Genomic DNA, 18,051 nt, shown 5'->3' with positions numbered 1-18,051 from the left:
TCGCTACCGTTCGAGATGGTCTAGACCGCTTCCCTGTCATCGCGTTGAAGGCGGTCTTTCTCATGTCTTTTGGCGTGTTGCTCGCGGCGTTGTCCCTGCTCAGTCCCATCGTGGACGACCTGCCGGACGAGTTCCGGCAGCCTTCGCCCACCTTCTCCGCACAGTCCGTCGTGTGTGATGGCGACGGGGTGAGCGGCAAGCGCGTTCAGGCCGTGTACGTGCGCGGCGATCAGTCCGCGGACCGGTATCCGCAGCTCGTGGCCCAGTTCCAGACGTTCGCCGACCAGATCGACAACTCGTTCGTCGAGGCGGCCTCACGCCTGGGCGGCGGCGTTCGGCACGTGCGTTTCGTGACGCAGGCCGACTGTCGCGCGAAGGTCGACAACGTTGTCGTTCCCCAGTCGGCGATGTCTTCCCCTTCGGCTGTCGCGGATCAACTGGCTGCTCGCGGCTACAACCGCACCGATCGCAAGTACCTGTTCTGGCACGACTCCGGCGGTTGCGGCGTGGCGTGGGGCGCGCCGGGCGACGACCGTCCCGGTGCCGACAACGGCTACAACTCGGGACCTTCCTACGCCGCAGTGGGAACGGGCTGCTGGACGTGGCAGGCCAGCGGCCACGAACTGCTGCACACGCTGGGCGCCGTGCAACGGTCGGCACCGCACTCCACGGCGTTCGGTCACTGCTGGGACGACCAGGACATCATGTGTTACAACGACGGCGGCATCCCGAACCCGCCCGGCGGCCTGGTGAACGTCTGCCCCGGCGCCCCGGAGAACCAGCTCGACTGCGGCGGCGACGACTACTTCCACACCAACCCTGCTTCTGGTTCCTATCTGGCGACGCACTGGAACGTGGCGCGCAGCCAGTTCCTGACCTCGTCGGGCTCCGGCACGATCGTGGGTGTGGGCGGAAAGTGCGTCGACATCAGCAACTCCGGCACCGCCGACGGCACCGCGATCCAGCTCTGGGGCTGCAACGGCAGCGGCGCCCAGCAGTGGTCACGAGTCGGGGACACGTTGCGCGCCTTGGGAAAGTGCATGGACGTCAACGGGTCCGGCGTCGCGGACGGAACGGTCGTGCATTTGTGGACGTGCAACGGAACCAGCGCGCAGGTGTGGTCGCGCGTCGGCACCACGTTGCGCAACCCGCAGTCCGGCAAGTGCCTCGACGCCGCCGGCAACTCCTCCGCTGACGGCACGAAGCTGAACATCTGGACGTGCACGGGCGGCGCGAACCAGAACTGGCAGCTGTAGATGTGTCGGCCCCCGCTTGTGTCTGAGTGGGGGCCTTTCTCACCCTTCGGGCGCGGTTGCAGGTATGCGCATACAACAGTTTGCTCACCTGTACATCCAGGTGAGAGGACATGAATCATGTCGGTGACCGACGAACTGCTCGCCAACAACGCCACGTACGCCGCCCAGTTCTCCGGCCCGCTCCCCCTGCCACCGGCCAAGCACGTGGCCGTCCTGGCGTGCATGGACGCCCGCATCGACGTGTACCGCGTGCTGGGCCTTCAGGAGGGCGAGGCACACGTCATCCGCAACGCCGGCGGCGTCGTGACCGAGGACGAGATCCGTTCGCTCGCCATCAGCCAGCGCCTGCTCGGCACCCGCGAGATCATCCTCATCCACCACACCGACTGCGGCATGCTGACGTTCACCGACGACGAGTTCAAGCGCTCGATCCAGGACGAGGTCGGCATCAAGCCCTCCTGGGCCGCCGAAGCGTTCGGCGACCTGGAGGAGGACGTGCGCCAGTCTCTCGCGCGCATCGTCGGCAACCTGTTCGTGCCGGTGAAGGACTCCGTGCGCGGCTTCGTGTTCGACGTGGCGACCGGCGTGCTGACCGAGGTGAAGCCCTAAATGCACACCCAGCAGTAGAGCCGTTCCTCGTTCTTGACCGCCTCCGCCGCCAGCGCTTGGAGCTCACGCAGGATCTCGGCCAGCACGACGGGATCGGACCCGTTCAGCTCCTCGATCTGCGCCCAGGCCACGGCGACATCGGTCAGCTCGCCCGCTTCGGCAAGCCCGTCCCTCAGCCCGTCGGTGACGGTGAGGACCAACCTCTCACCGTCATCTTCGATGGCCAGGTCGTCACCGCACCGCGGGTCCTCGAACACCTCGTCGTAGGGCCTGCCGGTGAGCAACTCTTCCAGCTGCCCCATCACCACAACAGGATCGAGGGACTTGGTCTCGACCGTCCTGAACGGACTGCTCACGGGCCCGTCGTCGATCGTGGCGGCCGCGAGCTCGTCCGACGGCGCGGCGAAGTAGTCGTACATCACTCCCATGATCGGAGTTTCGCAGAATCCCGGCCCTGCGTCAGGTGTTCGCACTGACCCGATGCTCGTCGCAGTAGGCGACGTGCATCCAGTCCCAGATCCGCTCGACCGCGATGTCCGCGCAGACGTGCTCGCCAGGGTTCTCGTGCATGTGCCGCGGCCCGTCCTCGATCAGCTCACGCCACCGGTCTCCGTTGAGCGCGAACGACTTCCAGCTCCCGGTGAGGAACAACGTGTCCGCCGCGAAGTGGTGCCGCACGACGTCGCGGTAGGCACGGCGCAGCGGTTGATGATCCGGTGTCAGCAGGCTTTCGACCGCCGGGAACCCTCTGCTTTGGACGGTGTGCGGCCTTCCCCGCCCGAGCCGGGCCCGCACCTCTTTCCACCGTGACGGCGGAAACCCGAGACTGTGGTGCATCAACACGAGGTCCAGCAACGGCTCATCGTCCGCCCCGAACGACCGGCAGTCGTACTCGGTCTCACGCAACGGCAAGTAGACCAACGTGCGCGGCGACCGCATCGCGAACTCCCACGCCATCGCCAGTTCCAGTGCCGCGGACTTGTCCACGATCAGCTGCACGCCCCGAAACCCGTCGTACGTGTCGTACATGGGCGCGTGCTTCAACGGCCGGGCCGGCCGCACCACCCGGTACTCGTCCCGCCCCAGCCTCACCGTGCTGACAAGCGTGCGCCAGCGTTCCCCCTCGAGTTTCATCTGCGCGTGCTCACCCGGTGGTCGTCGCAATACACGACGTGCAGCCAGTTCCAATGCTGGTCTTTGGCGGTGACCTCAGCACAGCAGTGCGTGCCGGGGACCTCGTGCATGTGCTGCGGGCAGTCCTCGATCAACTGCCGGAACGCCTCCCCGCCGGCCTGGAACGTGGACCTGCTGCCGACGACGAACACGGTGCCTTCCACGATCTCGCCACGCAACATCTCCCGGCTCCATCGCGGCACCGGCCGCTCTCGCGGCATCCCTTGGCACACAACGGTGTGCGGCCGCCCACCCCGAAGCTTGGCACGCACGTCCCGCCACCTCGACAGGCGAAACCCAAGGCTGTGGTGCAACAGCACCATGTCCAACGCGGGCCCGTCGCTGCTCCGGCACTCGCAGTCGCTCCGCCGCAACGGCAGGTACACCAACGTGCGCGGCGACCGCATCGCGAACGCCCAGGCCATGGCGATGTCGAGCGCCGCCGCCTTGTCCACACACGTCTCGACGCCCATGTACCCCTCGTACAACGGCGCATGACGCAACGGCCGGGCCGGCCGCACCACCCGGTACTCGTCCCGCCCCAGCCTCACCGTGCTGACGAGCGTGCGCCAGCGTTCCCCCTCGAGTCTCATCGCGGGGGAACGGTAGAGGCTGACGTGGGCGTTCAGCGACTGATTTCGACGTCGACATCGCATCAACGTTCCATCCACAACAGTGCCGAACCCTGCGCACATGGCGCCCAGCAGACCCTTCTCGATCTACTTGCTCAAGGAGCCGTTCGACGCCACCAACGCGCTCGAAGCGGAGAACTCACTGCGCTCGGTGGACGCCGAAAACCTCCCAGCCGAGGCGACCTTGCTCGTCCACGACGGCCCGAGACGCGCGCCTTGGTGGAAGAACTACTTCGGGGTTCAGCGCCCGCTTCTCCAGTCGAGCTTCGGGTTCATCAGGCACACAGCTCCGCGCAAACCACCCAGGACGAGGACCGGACGGAGAGGTCAGCCCTCGGCGGCGAGCTGACCGCAGGCCGCCGCGATCTCCTGACCTCGCGTGTCCCGCACGGTGCACTCGACACCCTGCTCCCGCACCCGCCGCACGAACTCCCGCTCCACCGGCTTCGGCGACGCGTCCCACTTCGACCCCGGCGTCGGGTTCAGCGGGATCAGGTTCACGTGCACGAGCTGCCCGAGGTACTTGCGTAGCTTCTTGCCGAGCAGATCCGCCCGCCAGCCCTGGTCGTTGATGTCGCGGATGAGCGCGTACTCGATCGAGACACGACGGCCGGTCTTGTCCGCGTAGCCGCGCGCCGCCTCCAGCACCTCGGCGACGTTCCACTTCGTGTTGACCGGCACCAGCGTGTCGCGCAGCTCGTCGTCCGGCGTGTGCAGCGACACGGCGAGGCGGACCTGGAGGTCCTCCTCGGTCAGCTTCTTGATCGCGGGCACGAGGCCGACCGTCGACACCGTCACGTGGCGCTGCGAGATGCCCAGGCCGTCCGGCGCCGGGTCGCAGATGCGGTGAACGGCCTCGAGGATGCGCTTGTAGTTCGCGAGCGGTTCGCCCATGCCCATGAACACGATGTTCGAGAGCCGGCCGGGGCCGCCGGGCAGGTCGCCGTCGCGCATGGCGGCGGCACCCATCCGCACCTGGTCCACGATCTCCGCGGTCGACAGGTTGCGCTGCAGGCCGCCCTGGCCGGTCGCGCAGAACGGACACGCCATGCCGCAGCCGGCCTGCGACGAGATGCACAGCGTCGCGCGGTCCGGGTAGCGCATCAGCACCGACTCGATGAGCGTGCCGTCGTGCGCGCGCAGCAGCGTCTTCGACGTCGTGCCCTCATCTGCCGTGACCTTGCGCACGACCGTGAACAACGGCGGCATCAGGTCGGCGACGAGCTTGTCGCGCGTGCTCGCCGGGATGTCGGTCATCTCGGCGGGGTCGACGGTCAGGCGGCTGAAGTAGTGGTTCGACAGCTGCTTCGCCCGGAACGGCTTCTCCCCCAGGGCCGCAACGGCTTCCGCGCGTTGGGCGGGTGAGAGGTCGACCAGGTGGCGCGGCGGCAGGCCGCGCTTGGGCGCGTCGAAGACAAGGGGAAGCGAGGTCATAGCACATCTAGTGTCCCACGAACTTCACCAACACAAGACCGTTGCATCGCGATAGGTTCCGATATATCGTTAGCGACATGATGATGAAACCACACCACAGAGAGCACCACCACAGGCATCGCCGCGGACCCTTCGGGGGCGGCGGCAGGGGCGGCCGCCAGAGGCGCGGCAACGTCCGGGCGGCGGTTCTGTCCTTGCTGGCAGAACGGCCGATGCACGGCTACGAGATCATTCAGGAGATCGCCAAGCGCACTGGCGGCGTGTGGAGCCCGAGCCCCGGCTCGGTCTACCCGACGCTGCAGATGCTCGCCGACGAAGGCCTCGTCTCCGCACTGGAAGAAGGAGGCAAGAAGCTGTTCACGCTCACCGAGCACGGCAGGGCGGAGCACACGGCCCCGCCCTGGCACGACATCGACATCCAGCTCGACCCGGTCGACGGCGAACTGCGCACAGCGGTCCGGCTGCTCGGCGCCGCGATGGAGCAGATCTCCCACGCGGGCACGCCCGAGCAGAAGACCCGCGCCGCCGAGCTCTACAACGAGTTGCGCCGCAAGCTGTACGCGATCCTCGCCGAGGAGTGACCTACCACCGGTCGTGCACGTGCGGCCGGATCAGCTCGTCGTACACCGCCGTGACGGCCTTCTCGTCCACCGGCTGCAGCTCAGCGGCCTGCGCATTGGCTCGAGCCTGCTCCACGTTGCGAGCACCGGGAATCACCACCGTGACGCCGGACTGGTCCACGATCCACCTGAGCGCGAACTGCGCCATCGTGGCACCTTCCGGCACCAGCGGCCGCAGGCGTTCCACCGCCTCCAGGCCCACCTCGTAGGGAACCCCGGAGAAGGTCTCGCCGACGTCGAAGGCCTCGCCGTTGCGGTTGTAGTTGCGGTGATCATCCGCACCGAAAGTCGTTGCCTTGTCGTACTTCCCGGTCAACAACCCGGATGCGAGCGGCACCCGCGCGATGATCGCGACCCCCGCCTCGGCGGCCTGCGGGAGCACCTCTTCGAGAGGCTTGAGCCGGAACGCGTTCAGGATGATCTGCACGCTGGCCACGTGCGGACGCCTGATCGCCTCCAGCGCCTCCTCGACCTTCTCCACCGACACGCCATAAGCAGCGATCCGTTGCTGCTCAACCATCTCGTCCAAGGTGTCGTACACCTCGTCACGGCTGTAGACCGCAGTGGGCGGGCAGTGCAGCTGCACGAGATCCAACGTGTCGACACCCAGATTGCGGCGGCTCCGGTCGTTCCACGCGAGGAAGTTCTCCCGGCTGTACCCCTCCGCGACCTGCGCCGGCAGCCGCCGCCCCATCTTCGTGGCGACGAACACCCCGTCGTCCTTGCGCTCCTTGAGGAACCGCCCGACGAGCGTCTCACTACGACCATCGCCGTACACGTCAGCGGTGTCGAAGAAGTCGACCCCCGTGTCGGCCGCGGCGTGCAGCAACGCGAGCGCGTCGCTCTCGTCCACCTCGCCCCAGTCGGCGCCGAGCTGCCAGCAGCCCAGCCCCACGACGCCGACCTGGCGGTTCAACCTGCCTGCGTTTCGCTTCTCCACGAACCGAAGCCTAGTCGCGGATCACACGATCAGCCCTTTCGGCTTGCGCCGGACGTGCAGGCGATAGCCGACCGGAAAACTCAGTCCGTTCACGGAGGCGATCGCCCGTTCGGCGACCTTCGCGGAGAACTCGATGCGCAGCACGGCCTCCAGGTCCTCCCGCTTCTCGAACCGCCACTCCGCCGTGACGCGCCGCAGTGAGAACCCGTTGTCCGCGAAGAACTTCTCGACCACGGCCGGGTCGTAGCGCGGTTCGTCGGCGCGCAGCCAAGGCCCGTACGGATCGGCCGAGCCGTCCAGGTCCACGATCGCGAGCGCGCCGCCCGGCCGCAGCACGCGGTCCGCCTCGCGCAGTCCCGGTTCGCAGCCAGGCCCGAAAAAGTAGGCGGTGCGGGCGTGCACCACGTCGGCGGAGGCGTCGTCGAGCGGAAGTCGTTGCGCGGGACCGGAAACGACGCGCGCGTTGGCCAGTTCCGCCGTCCGGTGCCTGGCTCGGACGACCAGAGGTGGGTGCGGTTCGACGCCCGTGACGGACTTCGCGGTGCGCGCGATCAACGGCAGGTGGAATCCGTCGCCGCAGCCGATGTCCACCACGTCCTGGCCGTCAAACGGACATTCTTCGCTTAACGCCGTCCAAATCGCGCCGTGGACGTCCTGTGCGCGGTTCTCGACCTCGTAGACGTCGGGCCAGTGCCAGATGTTCGGACTGGGCACGACCTCTGCCGGACGCACCGCGTTCAGCGCCGCTCGCACGAATCCCCTCACGAAGACACTGTAGGGCCTCCATTTGCCGATGACCGTTCGAATTCGTCCATCTACGGCGTAGCGTTATGGCACTTCTTTCCCTGCAGGAGGCGGCAGTGTCGATCGCGCCCAACACGCCCCAGCTCGCGCCGTTGCTGTCCGGAAGTCCGTGCTGGGTCGAAAGATCCGTCGACGACCTCAAGGGCGCGATCGAGTTCTACACCGGCCTGTTCGGCTGGCACTACGCCGACGACGACGGCTACACCGTGGCGATGGTGGACGGCGTTCCCGTCGCCGGACTGCCGCAGGGCGAACCGAACGAGTGGCGGTTGTACCTGGTCACGCCGCATGCGCGCGCGACCGCGGAGAAGGCTTTCCACCTCGGTGGATCGGTGCTGCGCAACCCCGAGGACGCCGCCGACCACACGCAGAGCACGGTGATCGCCGACCCGACCGGCGCAGTCGTCGGGTTCCGGCACGTGCCACCGGACTGGCGGTTCGGCACGGGCGGGCACGGCGCCTACGCGTGGGCCGAGCTGAACACCCGTGACGGCGCGGCGGCCGACGAGTTCTTCGGCGAGTTGTGCCACTACGACATCACGCAGATCGGCGACGGCCACCGATTGGACTACGCGTCGTGGTCCGTCGAGGGCACCGAGGTCATCGGCCGGCAGAAGATGGGGCGCGAGTTCCCGTACGGAGAGCGCTCCCACTGGATGGTGTACTTCAACGCCGCGCCCGAGATCGGCACCGACTCGGTGGCGTACCGGGTGCTGGAACTGGGCGGCCGGGTGACCGTGGAGCCCTACGACACCCCGTTCGGACGCATCACCGTGGTCGAGGACCACGCGGGAGTGGCGTTCTCCGTGATCGACCAGTCCCGCGTGATCGAGGCCGAGCCGCGCACCGAGGTGGACGACCCGTACGACGACTGAGTGCCGGCTACTGCACGAAGAGGTGCAGCAGCAGCCAGGAGGCGACGGCGGACGGGAGCAGCGAGTCCATCCGGTCCATCAGGCCGCCGTGGCCGGGCAGCAGCGTGCCCATGTCCTTGATGCCGAGGTCGCGCTTGATCAGCGACTCGACCAGGTCGCCAGCGGTGGCCGTGACGACGAGCACGGCGCCGAACAGCGCGCCCTGCCACCACTGGCCGTCGAGCAGCGTCGTCACCGTGATCGCGCCGCCGACCGCACCGGCGGTCAACGACCCGGCGAAGCCCTCCCACGACTTCTTCGGGCTGATCGTGGGCGCCATCGGGTGCTTGCCGAGGAAGACACCGGCCGCGTAGCCGCCGACGTCGGAGAGCACGACACCGATGATGAACGCGAACGCGCGACCCGCACCGTCTTCAGGAACGACGAGCATGGCCGCGAACGCCGCGAACAACGGGATGTACGCGATGGTGAACACCGACGCGCTCAGGTCGCGCAGGTAGCCGTCCGAGCCGCCGCGGAACCGCCAGATCATGCACACCAGCACGGTGACCACGAACGCGGTCATCATGCCGGAGCGCTCCAGCGGCCACGACAGCCAGATGATCGCCTGGCCGCCGATCAGCGCGGGCCACAGGGCGACGTTGATGCCGGCCTTCTTGAAGGCGTTCGCGATCTCCCACGTCGACACCGCCGCGGCGGCAGCGACGATGCCGATGAAGGTCTCCTTGACCGTCAGCAGCGACACGATGATCATCGCGCCGAGGCCGACGCCGACCAGGATCGCCGACCGCAGGTCACGACCTGCGCGCGACGGCTTGGACGTGGGGACGTCCGCGGGACCGCCTGCCACCTGTGCTCCCATCAAGACCTCCGCCCGGCCTGGGCATTCACGCCTGCGGCGACTCGGCCGGGCGAACCATCAGTGGAACATCAGACTTCGAGAAGTTCGGATTCCTTGTGCTTCACGAGCTCTTCGACCTGCGCGACGTAGCGGTGGGTCAGAGCCTCGAGCTCCTTCTCACCCCGTGCGCCGTCGTCCTCGCCGACCTCGCCGTCCTTGACGAGCTTGTCGATCTCTTCCTTCGCCTTGCGACGAACGCCGCGCAGGGCGACCTTCGCGTCCTCGCCCTTCGACTTCGCGACCTTCACCATGTCCCGGCGTCGCTCCTCGGAGAGCTGCGGGATGACGATGCGGATGATCGACCCGTCGTTGCTCGGGTTGAGGCCGAGGTCGGAGTCCCGGATCGCCTTCTCGATGGCGTTCAGCTGGCCCGCGTCGTACGGCTTCACGACCGCCATGCGCGCCTCGGGAACGGTGATGCTCGCCATCTGGTTCAGCGGCGTCATCGAGCCGTAGTAGTCAATGTGGATTCGGTTGAACATCGAGGGAGTCGCACGACCGGTTCGGACGGAGGAGAGGTTCTCCTTCGCCACCGAAACCGCCTTTTCCATCTTCTCCTCGGCGTCGAGGAGGGTCTCGTCGATCACGACTGCTCCTTGCTCTGCGTGTTCGTGCCCAATTCCCGGTCCTGGAGAGATCCCACCAGGTCTAGAAGGCCGGGCGGCCACCGGGGGTGCTGACCAGAGTGCCGATCTTCTCACCACGCACCGCGCGCGCGATGTTCCCCTCGGTGAGGAGGTTGAAGACGAGGATCGGCATGTTGTTGTCCATGCAGAGGCTGAACGCCGTCGCGTCGGCGACGTTGAGGCCGCGCTCCAGCACCTCGCGGTGGGTGATGTTGTCGAACATCAGCGCGTCCGGGTCGATCTTGGGGTCGGCCGTGTAGACGCCGTCGACGGCCTTGGCCATCAGGACGATCTCGCAGCCGATCTCCAGCGCGCGCTGGGCGGCCGTGGTGTCCGTGGAGAAGTACGGCAGGCCGGCGCCGCCGCCGAAGATCACGACGCGTTCCTTCTCGAGGTGACGCATCGCGCGGCGGGGGATGTACGACTCCGCGACCTGCGTCATCTGGATGGAGGTCTGCACGCGGGTGTCGATGCCGTGCTCGCGCTCGAGGAAGTCCTGCAGCGCCAGGCAGTTCATGACCGTGCCGAGCATGCCCATGTAGTCGGCGCGCGAACGGTCCATCCCGCGCTGCTGGAGCTCGGACCCGCGGAAGAAGTTGCCACCACCGATCACGACGGCGACCTGCACGCCGGACTTGTGGACGGCCGCGATCTGCTTGGCCACTGTCTGGACGACATCGGGATCGACACCGACGCCACCACCGCCGAACATCTCGCCACCGAGCTTGAGCATCACCCGGTTGTAGCCGTGGCTACCTTCTTCGCTCACAGGTCCTCTCCTCGCGCTTTTGGCCTGGAAACTTCTGTGGACACGCCAAGGGCGGGGTCGCTGGTACCTGCAACCCCGCCCTCATGCGAATCAGCTCTGGCCGACCTCGAACCGAGCGAAACGGGTAACCGTCACGCCGGCCTCGTCCAGAAGAGCCTTGACCGTCTTCTTGCTGTCCGTCACGGAAGCCTGCTCAGTGAGCACGACGTCCTTGAAGAAGCCGTTGACGCGACCCTCGGTGATCTTGGGGAGCGCGCCCTCGGGCTTGCCCTCCTCGCGAGCGGTCTCCTCGGCGATGCGACGCTCGTTGGCGACGAGCTCCTCGGGGACCTCGTCACGCGTGACGTACTTCGGGCGCATGGCGGCGATCTGCATCGCGGCACCCTTGGCGACCTCGGCGTTGTCACCGGTGTACTCGACGAGCACGCCGACGGCGGGCGGCAGGTCGGCAGCGCGCTTGTGCAGGTAGACCGAGACGGTGCCGTCGTAGTCGACTGCCTTGGCCAGCTCGAGCTTCTCGCCGATCTTGGCGGAGAACTCCTGGACCAGCGCGTCCACGGTCTTGCCGTCGACCTCGACGGCCTTGAGGGCGTCGACGTCGGCGACCTTGTTGGCCTTGGCGAGCGCGACGATGTCGTCGGCCAGGGCGATGAAGTCGGCGTTCTTGGCCACGAAGTCGGTCTCGCAGCGCAGCTCGATCATCGCGCCGTCCTTGACGGCCACGAGGCCGTTGGACGTGGTGCGCTCGGCGCGCTTGCCGACGTCCTTGGCGCCCTTGATGCGCAGGATCTCGACGGCCTTGTCGAAGTCGCCGTCCGCCTCGTCCAGCGCCTTCTTGCAGTCCATCATGCCGGCGGCGGTCAGCTCGCGGAGCTTCTTGACGTCCGCGGTGGTGTAGTTCGCCATCGTTTTCCTTCTGCGATGTACGCGCTTAGGTCACGAGGTGCCCGCTTGTCGCGGGCACCTCGTGGGGGAAATCAGGACTGGACGGGCTGCTCGGCCGAAGCCGGGACCTCGGCCGGAGTCTCGGCCGGAGCCGGAGCTTCGGTCGCGACGGCGGCGTTGGTGGTCAGGAGCTCCTGCTCCCACTCCGCCAGCGGCTCGTCGGCGGCGACGTCGGGCTTGTCCTGGCCCTCGGCGGCGTCGCGGCGGGCACCGGAGCGCTGCATGAGACCGGCGGCGGCGGCCTCGGCCACCACCTTGGTCAGCAGGGCGGCGGAGCGGATCGCGTCGTCGTTGCCCGGGATCGGGAACTCGACCTCGTCCGGGTCGCAGTTGGTGTCGAGGATCGCGACGATCGGGATGTTCAGCTTGCGAGCCTCACCGACCGCGATGTGCTCCTTCTTGGTGTCCACGATCCACACGGCGCTGGGCACCTTGGACATGTCGCGGATACCGCCGAGCGTGCGCTCCAGCTTGTCCTTCTCGCGGTTCATCATCAGGATTTCCTTCTTGGTGAAACCCTGGAAACCGCCGGTCTGCTCCATCGACTCGAGCTCCTTGAGGCGCTGAAGCCTCTTGTGGACCGTCGAGAAGTTGGTGAGCATGCCGCCCAGCCAGCGCTGGTTCACGTAGGGCATGCCGACGCGGAGCGCCTCGTTGGCGATGGCCTCCTGCGCCTGCTTCTTCGTGCCGATGAACAGGATCGACCCGCCGTGCGCGACCGTTTCCTTCACGAACTCGTAAGCCCGGTCGATGTAGGTCAGCGTCTGCTGCAGGTCGATGATGTAGATGCCGTTGCGCTCAGTGAGGATGTAGCGCTTCATCTTCGGGTTCCAGCGTCGGGTCTGGTGCCCGAAGTGCACGCCGCTGTCAAGCAGCTGCTTCATGGTTACGACGGCCATGGCCGGTTCGCACCTCATCTGTCGGGACGCGCGAGGTCTCACCTTTGCGCGTCAGTTCGGTTTTCGCTTCCGGCCGGGTTCGGCCTTCAGCCCTGGTGCCGAAGCCGCCGTTCGTACCCACTGAGCATCTCTGCTCCGTCGGGACCGTCGAACGTCGTGACTCGACCCTGCTGGGATCAGCCGGTCGGATCTGCGTTGGCACGCGAAGTCGTCCCGCGCACAGACGGGACGCGCCCAAAAGTCTACTCCCCACCCCCGACAAACTTCGAATCGCCCCCACCTCGCCGGGGGTAGTTGTCCACAACCGGCGAGTAATCCACAGATTCCCAATACCCGCTGGTCCCCGGCACACCCTCCCGCGACCGTTGACCCATGCCCCTCCTCCCCGCCGCACTGCTCGTCTCGACGCTCCTGGCCCCTGCCCCGGTCCGGTTCGCCTGGCCGCTGCCACCGCCCCACTCCGTGGTGCGCGCGTTCGAGGCGCCGGCCTCGCCGTTCGGTCCCGGTCACCGCGGCGTCGACCTCTCCGCGCCCGCCGGCACAGCCGTCCTGGCCGCGGGCGACGCCACCGTGGTGTTCGCGGGCGCGGTGGCAGCCAGAACGCTGGTGTCCCTGGAACACCGCAGCGGCCTGCGGACCACCTACGAACCGATCGCCCCCACCGTCACGACCGGTCGCCCGGTGCGCCGGGGCGAGGTGATCGGCCACCTGCAGGCGGGCCACTGCCCGTCTCCCTGCCTGCACTGGGGCGCCCGCCGGGACCACGCCTACCTGGACCCGCTCCGCCTGGTCGGCACGGGCCGGGTGCGGCTTCTGCCCCTGACCACGCCCTCCCGGGGCGGCTAGCAGTCCTCCGTCGCGCGGCGCTGTCCCCCGTGCGGCGCTCCGATCGGGCGCTTCCCGCCGTTCCCACGGCGGTTGAGCAGCGGCGCACCCCGACACACGCCGCAAGCGCCCGTCAGGTGGCCGGGAGACGGCCGTCCCCTCACCTCGCCCGTCTCCCGGCCTGCCTGTTCGCCCGTTGCCCGGTTTCCGAGGCGCCCGAACGCCTGCCGTGCGGTTGCGGTCCGGCTGCCTTCGAGCTGCTCACCTTTCGGTACAGCGGTTCGCCGGACGCACTACTGCGGCCGCTCCCGTTCGGCATCAGCGGGGCGCTCGACACACCTGGTCGTTCGCTGCCCGACTTCAGGGTCAGCAGTTCGGTGGGATGCCCGAGTGGGCACAGGGCGTGCTGGGAGCAGACCAAAGGGCCACCCGTTCGAGTGAATTAGCCCTGGCAACGGACGGAAAGAAGGTTCAAGCCACCTTGAGGAGGCCCGCACGACTTCTCGGTACGGGTGTCCGGCAGCCCGGCGCTCGCCAGGCTGCTGGAGTGGGACGAGGTGCGGTCAGGCCTCGGACTGCTCGTTGAGCTTGGTGCGCAGGCGCAGGACGGCGCGGGTGTGCAGCTGGCAGACCCTGGACTCGGTCACGCCGAGGACCTTGCCGATCTCGGCGAGGGTCAGGTTCTCGAAGTAGTAGAGGGTCACGACCACGCGGTCGCGTTCTGCCAGCTGGGCGATCGCGTCGGCCAGCTGACGGCGGCTGTCCTGGTCGACGAGGCTCGCCACCGGGTCTTCCGCGCCGTCGTCCGGGAGCGATTCGGCCAGCGAGGAGCCGCCCTTGTTCGGGGCGATCAGCTCGTCCAGGGCGACGACGCTGGTGAGCTGGAGCTGGCCGTAGAGCTCGCGCAGTTCGGCCAGGCCGATCTTGAGCTCTGCGGCGAGCTCGCGGTCGGTGGGCGTGCGCTGCAGCTTGGCGCCGAGGCGTTCGAGGGCTCGTTCCACGTCGCGGGCGCGGCTGCGGACCGAGCGCGGCACCCAGTCCTGCGAGCGCAGGTCGTCGAGGATCGCACCGCGAATGCGCTGCATGGCGTAGGTCTCGAACTTGAGGCCGCGCTCCGGCTCGAACTTCTCGATCGCGTCGACCAGGCCGAAGATGCCGGACTGGATCAGGTCGGCCACGTCCACGTGGGCGGGCAGGCCGGTGCCGACGCGGCCGGCGACGTACTTGACCAGCGGCGCGTAGTGCAACACCAGGCGGTCGCGCTGGCTCTGCTCGCGGGACTCGCCGTAGCCGCGCCACAGCGCGACGATGCCGGCCTCGACGTCGTCACCGGACCGCACGTCCGCGCGCGTCACCGCAGTCGGAACGGCAGCGGGCGTGCCGTTGACATGCGTGTTGGCACCGGGCTCGGGGGTCTCCTCGGTGCGTGGCGCGCCGTTCTGACAGTGCCCGTTGCTCGCCTGCTTCGACACTGGTGCGGGCAGGACGGGTTCAGGGGGCACGGTCGCCGTACGCGATCCTCCCCCTGCGGCGTCAGGAACGGGGGTGGGTTCGGTCATGGATCGCCTTCAGCCGTTCGACAGTGACGTGTGTGTAAAGCTGAGTCGTTGCGAGCGTAGCGTGACCAAGCAGTTCTTGGACGGTGCGCAGGTCCGCTCCTCCTTCCAGCAAATGGGTCGCAGCGGAGTGGCGCAACCCGTGCGGCCCGATGTCGGGTGCGTCCGGTACGACGGCGACGACCTCGTGCACGAGAGTGCGAACGGCTCGCTGGTTCAGCCGGCCGCCGCGGGCGCCGAGGAACAGCGCCGGTGGCGAATCCAGTGCTACCAGGGCGTTTCGGCCCTCGTCCACCCACCGCCGCAGCGCTCGCTCGGCCGGCACGCCGAACGGCGTGCTGCGCTCGCGTCCACCTTTGCCCAGAACTCGAATCACCCTTAGGGAGTAGTCCACGTCGTCGAGATCAAGACCACAGAGTTCGGCCACGCGGATACCTGTGGCGTACAGCAACTCCACCACGGCCTGATCACGCAGCGCAACCGGATCGCCTTCGGACGCGCCAGAGGATACGGCCCTCATCGCGTCCTTCGCCTGGTCCTCGCGCAGCACGGACGGCAACGTCCGATGCGGTCGCGGAGCGGCGAGCCGAGGCCCCGGATCCGAGGCCAAACGCCCAGCTCTGTGCGCCCACGCGGTGAACGTGCGCGCGGCAGCGGCACGGCGCGCGAGTGTCGTGCGGCTCGCACCAGCAGTGCGTTGCGCGGCAAGCCATGACCGCAAATTCGTCAGGTCGATGCGCTCGACCTCCGCGTTTTCCGGGATATTCCCCGCGACGTGTCCAAGCAATGCCACGACATCACCGATGTAAGCGCGCACCGTGTGCGGCGACAGATCACGCTCCAACATCAGGTGCCGTTCGTACTGCCGCACCACGTCTGCCACGGTCGCCGGCAGTTTTTCGCGCAGGCGAACGAGATCGACACGACGTGTCCGACCATGCGGCGGCGGGGACATAGGCCAAGACGCTGCGCCAGTCGAGGCGTTTGGTCAAGTATCGCCACACCCCCGCGCCATTTGAGAGCGCTCTCATGATCGGGAACACGATAACGTTTCAACTCCCTGTGACGAGCAGGGGTTTGGCGTCACGCACAGATCACCTTTCGGAGTAGTGATGGCAGCCAGCACCACCGTCCGAACAGCCGATGAGCTCGCTCGCCGAGTCGTGCGCAAGATCGCTCCTGAGGAGCTGTCCTCGTTCGACATCGTCGCCGCTCCGTACCTGGAGAGCCCCAAACAGGCCGAACGCCGCCTGCGCCAGGCCCACGACGACCCGCTGGGCTTCGGCCTGGGCGACATCGTCGCGATGGCGACCCCGGTGATCGCCCTCGTGTCCGGCAGCGTGATCACCGCCGTCTCCGACAGCGTCGGCAAGGCCGTCAGCGACGGCACCACCAACGCCGTGCGCAAAGCGTGGCGAAAGCTCCGCGGCAAGCCCGTCGCACAACTCGAACTGCCGTCCACGCCGCTGACCACGCCCCAGCTCGCCGAGGTGCGCCAGATCGCCCTTGAGCGTGCTCTCTCGCTCGGCATGGACCAGCAGAAGGCCGACGCGCTCGCGGACGCCGTCATCGCCGCCCTCGTGCTGCGCGACAACGCCCAGGACAGCGGCGACGACGCCAGACCCGAGGCCGGTGACAACTCCGGATGACGGCAGAGAAGCCGCAGGTCAACCCGAGGCACTACCGTCCGAGATGATCCTTCTGCTTCTCCTCCTCGCCGTGACGGTGCTGCTCAACGTCTTCTTCGTCGCGAACTGGCTGTCCAGCCTCGAACAGGGCGGCGCAGGCTCCTACCTGCAGAAACTGCAGATGCTCCTGACGCCGGGCCTGGCGGCCTACGGCTTCTACACCGCGGTCCGCGTCCGCCGCTCCACACCGATCGCCGACACCGGCCTCCGCGAGGCCGGCAAGGCGGTGGCGGAACTCGTGCGGCAGGTGAACCCGCCGCGCCACGTAGATGTGCGCCTCGGCAAACGACTGGGCAGCCGCGCCTACGTCACCGGCGCGCCACGCAAGCCGATCGTCGTGCTGGGCCCGGAACTCCTGGCCCTGCACTCGATGACCGGCGAACGCAAAGCCGTGTTCGACGCCGTGGTGCGCCACGAACTCGCCCACGTGCACGCAGGCGACCTCTGGTGGTACCAACTGGCCACCGTCCTGCGGTTCTCGAACCTCTCCACCGGCTTCTTCGCCCTGCTCGTGCTGTGGCTGGAAGTCCTGCTGGACCGCGGCGACGTCACCTCCTTCCTCGTGAGCACACTGCGCCTGGCCGCACTGACCCTCGTCACCGAACTGATCGCTCGCGCCTTCCTGCGCGCCCGCGAACACGCCGCCGACCTGCACGCGGCCGAGTTCGGCGTGGAAGGCCTCCTGGCCGCTGTCAAGGCGCACGAGACCGACCAGACCCGCTCGGTGGTCCGCTCCTGGCTCCGCCATCACCCCGGAGCCGACGAACGCTCCCAGGCCCTGACGAACCCGCTGCGCCTGCTGGCCTCACCGATGGGCCAGGTGTCACTGGGCGCCGCCGCGGCGGGCGCGGCCTTCGTGACGTTGCAGGACATGCTCCTCAGCGGCGCCACCGAGGACAGGAGCACCCCGATCTTCACCGGCGTGGCGATCGGCATCCCGCTGACGCTGTTCGCGGCCTTCTGCCTGTGGCGCGGCGCCTGGCAGGAAGACCGCAACCGCTTGCGCCCCCTGCTCACCGCCGCCGCACTACTCAGCGGCCTGGTGATCGGCAGCCACCTGCCGCTCTACACCCAGATCTTCGATCAGGCTCCGATCGGCGTCCCGATCGCACCATCCGTACTCCTCGCACTTGCTCTGGGAATCCTCGGCCTGTGCTGGTGGCTCGACGCACTCGGCACGTCATGGCATCGCACCGACCCGAGCGCTTCCCGAATGCCCTCCTTCCTCACGTATGCCGTGCCTTGCGCCTGCGTTGCCGGCGGCTGGCTGTTCGCGGTCTTGTGGACCTGGTCAGCCAGACTGCGTGGCATCTACCTCGGCTGTCCGGCCGAGGAGGCCAGGAACCTGCCGATCTGCCAGTCCCCGACGCCGCAGTCCGACGTCGCGATGACGGTCGCGAGGGACTTCGGCATCACGTTCTGGTCGATCCTCACGGCTGCGGTCGTCGTGACAGCCCTCGCCGTCCCGCGCTACCTCCGCACCCGCTGACCCGTCCGTC

The 18,051-nt window shown here is 67.9% G+C and carries 20 protein-coding genes; 7 read left to right on the top strand and 13 right to left on the bottom strand.

Annotated features, from left to right (window positions below; genetic code table 11):
• Nucleotides 1-62: 62 nt before the first annotated feature.
• Nucleotides 63-1,256: an RICIN domain-containing protein gene (locus OG205_RS40750; protein WP_330273129.1), complete on the top strand. Its 1,194-nt coding sequence runs from the start codon at nucleotides 63-65 to the stop codon at nucleotides 1,254-1,256.
• 117 nt (nucleotides 1,257-1,373) lie between these two features.
• Nucleotides 1,374-1,865: a beta-class carbonic anhydrase gene (locus tag OG205_RS40745; protein WP_330273128.1), complete on the top strand. Its 492-nt coding sequence runs from the start codon at nucleotides 1,374-1,376 to the stop codon at nucleotides 1,863-1,865.
• On the opposite strand, the gene OG205_RS40740 is transcribed toward OG205_RS40745, so the two are convergent.
• From OG205_RS40740 to rlmN, 4 genes are all read right to left on the bottom strand, one after another.
• Entirely contained in the window at nucleotides 1,862-2,293 is a 432-nt protein-coding gene (locus OG205_RS40740) for a hypothetical protein (RefSeq protein WP_330273127.1), read from the bottom strand. The two genes, OG205_RS40745 and OG205_RS40740, sit on opposite strands and share 4 nt — an antisense overlap.
• Nucleotides 2,294-2,324: 31 nt before the next feature.
• Nucleotides 2,325-2,999: a hypothetical protein gene (locus tag OG205_RS40735; RefSeq protein WP_330273126.1), complete on the bottom strand. Its 675-nt coding sequence runs from the start codon at nucleotides 2,997-2,999 to the stop codon at nucleotides 2,325-2,327.
• Nucleotides 2,996-3,631, bottom strand: a complete 636-nt coding sequence (locus OG205_RS40730) for a hypothetical protein (protein ID WP_330273125.1) — start codon at nucleotides 3,629-3,631, stop codon at nucleotides 2,996-2,998. Before OG205_RS40730 ends, OG205_RS40735 begins: the two co-directional genes overlap by 4 nt.
• Before the next feature lie 366 nt (nucleotides 3,632-3,997).
• The gene (gene rlmN / locus OG205_RS40725) at nucleotides 3,998-5,104 is read right to left on the bottom strand and encodes a 23S rRNA (adenine(2503)-C(2))-methyltransferase RlmN (protein WP_330273124.1); all 1,107 of its coding nucleotides are present in this window, start codon (nucleotides 5,102-5,104) and stop codon (nucleotides 3,998-4,000) included.
• 194 nt (nucleotides 5,105-5,298) lie between these two features.
• On the opposite strand from rlmN, the gene OG205_RS40720 reads away from it, so the two are divergent.
• Nucleotides 5,299-5,685 carry a PadR family transcriptional regulator gene (locus OG205_RS40720; RefSeq protein ID WP_330273123.1) on the top strand — a complete coding sequence of 129 codons (387 nt, stop codon included), beginning with the start codon at nucleotides 5,299-5,301 and terminating at the stop codon, nucleotides 5,683-5,685.
• A gap of 1 nt (nucleotide 5,686) precedes the next feature.
• Here OG205_RS40720 and OG205_RS40715 read toward each other — a convergent pair whose 3' ends face one another.
• Together OG205_RS40715 and OG205_RS40710 are read right to left on the bottom strand one after the other, a co-directional pair.
• Complete coding sequence (locus tag OG205_RS40715) at nucleotides 5,687-6,664, bottom strand: aldo/keto reductase (protein WP_330273122.1); 978 nt, start codon at nucleotides 6,662-6,664, stop codon at nucleotides 5,687-5,689.
• A 21-nt stretch (nucleotides 6,665-6,685) separates the two neighbouring features.
• Nucleotides 6,686-7,429, bottom strand: a complete 744-nt coding sequence (locus OG205_RS40710; RefSeq protein ID WP_330273121.1) for a class I SAM-dependent methyltransferase — start codon at nucleotides 7,427-7,429, stop codon at nucleotides 6,686-6,688.
• A gap of 65 nt (nucleotides 7,430-7,494) precedes the next feature.
• Between OG205_RS40710 and OG205_RS40705 the strand changes: the two genes are divergently transcribed.
• Nucleotides 7,495-8,343: a VOC family protein gene (locus OG205_RS40705; protein WP_330273120.1), complete on the top strand. Its 849-nt coding sequence runs from the start codon at nucleotides 7,495-7,497 to the stop codon at nucleotides 8,341-8,343.
• A 7-nt stretch (nucleotides 8,344-8,350) separates the two neighbouring features.
• On the opposite strand, the gene OG205_RS40700 is transcribed toward OG205_RS40705, so the two are convergent.
• The 5 genes from OG205_RS40700 to rpsB all read right to left on the bottom strand — a co-directional run bounded on the left by OG205_RS40700 (nucleotide 8,351) and on the right by rpsB (nucleotide 12,483).
• On the bottom strand, nucleotides 8,351-9,205 hold the full coding sequence (locus OG205_RS40700; protein ID WP_330273119.1) for a phosphatidate cytidylyltransferase: 855 nt from the start codon (nucleotides 9,203-9,205) through the stop codon (nucleotides 8,351-8,353).
• Nucleotides 9,206-9,273: 68 nt separating this feature from the next.
• Nucleotides 9,274-9,831, bottom strand: a complete 558-nt coding sequence (gene frr / locus OG205_RS40695) for a ribosome recycling factor (protein WP_330273118.1) — start codon at nucleotides 9,829-9,831, stop codon at nucleotides 9,274-9,276.
• 61 nt (nucleotides 9,832-9,892) lie between these two features.
• A complete protein-coding gene (gene pyrH / locus OG205_RS40690; RefSeq protein ID WP_396426237.1) occupies nucleotides 9,893-10,603 on the bottom strand; it encodes a UMP kinase in 711 nt (236 codons plus the stop codon).
• Nucleotides 10,604-10,729: 126 nt separating this feature from the next.
• The gene (gene tsf / locus OG205_RS40685; RefSeq protein WP_330273117.1) at nucleotides 10,730-11,545 is read right to left on the bottom strand and encodes a translation elongation factor Ts; all 816 of its coding nucleotides are present in this window, start codon (nucleotides 11,543-11,545) and stop codon (nucleotides 10,730-10,732) included.
• A 71-nt stretch (nucleotides 11,546-11,616) separates the two neighbouring features.
• On the bottom strand, nucleotides 11,617-12,483 hold the full coding sequence (rpsB, locus tag OG205_RS40680; protein ID WP_330273116.1) for a 30S ribosomal protein S2: 867 nt from the start codon (nucleotides 12,481-12,483) through the stop codon (nucleotides 11,617-11,619).
• 372 nt (nucleotides 12,484-12,855) lie between these two features.
• Between rpsB and OG205_RS40675 the strand changes: the two genes are divergently transcribed.
• Nucleotides 12,856-13,329: a M23 family metallopeptidase gene (locus tag OG205_RS40675; RefSeq protein WP_330273115.1), complete on the top strand. Its 474-nt coding sequence runs from the start codon at nucleotides 12,856-12,858 to the stop codon at nucleotides 13,327-13,329.
• Nucleotides 13,330-13,871: 542 nt separating this feature from the next.
• On the opposite strand, the gene OG205_RS40670 is transcribed toward OG205_RS40675, so the two are convergent.
• Nucleotides 13,872-14,867 (bottom strand): FliA/WhiG family RNA polymerase sigma factor, encoded by a 996-nt coding sequence (locus tag OG205_RS40670; protein ID WP_330273114.1) that lies wholly within the window; start codon nucleotides 14,865-14,867, stop codon nucleotides 13,872-13,874.
• The gene (locus tag OG205_RS40665; protein WP_330273113.1) at nucleotides 14,842-15,819 is read right to left on the bottom strand and encodes a tyrosine recombinase XerC; all 978 of its coding nucleotides are present in this window, start codon (nucleotides 15,817-15,819) and stop codon (nucleotides 14,842-14,844) included. The genes OG205_RS40670 and OG205_RS40665 overlap by 26 nt, the downstream gene beginning before the upstream one ends.
• A 157-nt stretch (nucleotides 15,820-15,976) precedes the next feature.
• Between OG205_RS40665 and OG205_RS40660 the strand changes: the two genes are divergently transcribed.
• Nucleotides 15,977-16,513 carry a hypothetical protein gene (locus OG205_RS40660; protein WP_330273112.1) on the top strand — a complete coding sequence of 179 codons (537 nt, stop codon included), beginning with the start codon at nucleotides 15,977-15,979 and terminating at the stop codon, nucleotides 16,511-16,513.
• 43 nt (nucleotides 16,514-16,556) lie between these two features.
• Nucleotides 16,557-18,041, top strand: a complete 1,485-nt coding sequence (locus OG205_RS40655; RefSeq protein WP_330273111.1) for a M48 family metalloprotease — start codon at nucleotides 16,557-16,559, stop codon at nucleotides 18,039-18,041.
• Nucleotides 18,042-18,051 lie beyond the last annotated feature (10 nt).

Origin of the sequence: Lentzea sp. NBC_00516 (genome assembly GCF_036346835.1) — a bacterium.
GTDB classification, from domain to species: Bacteria; Actinomycetota; Actinomycetes; order Mycobacteriales; family Pseudonocardiaceae; genus Lentzea; species Lentzea sokolovensis.
The sequence above is the reverse complement of the archived record's forward strand: the minus strand, read 5'-3'. Positions and strand labels throughout refer to the sequence as shown.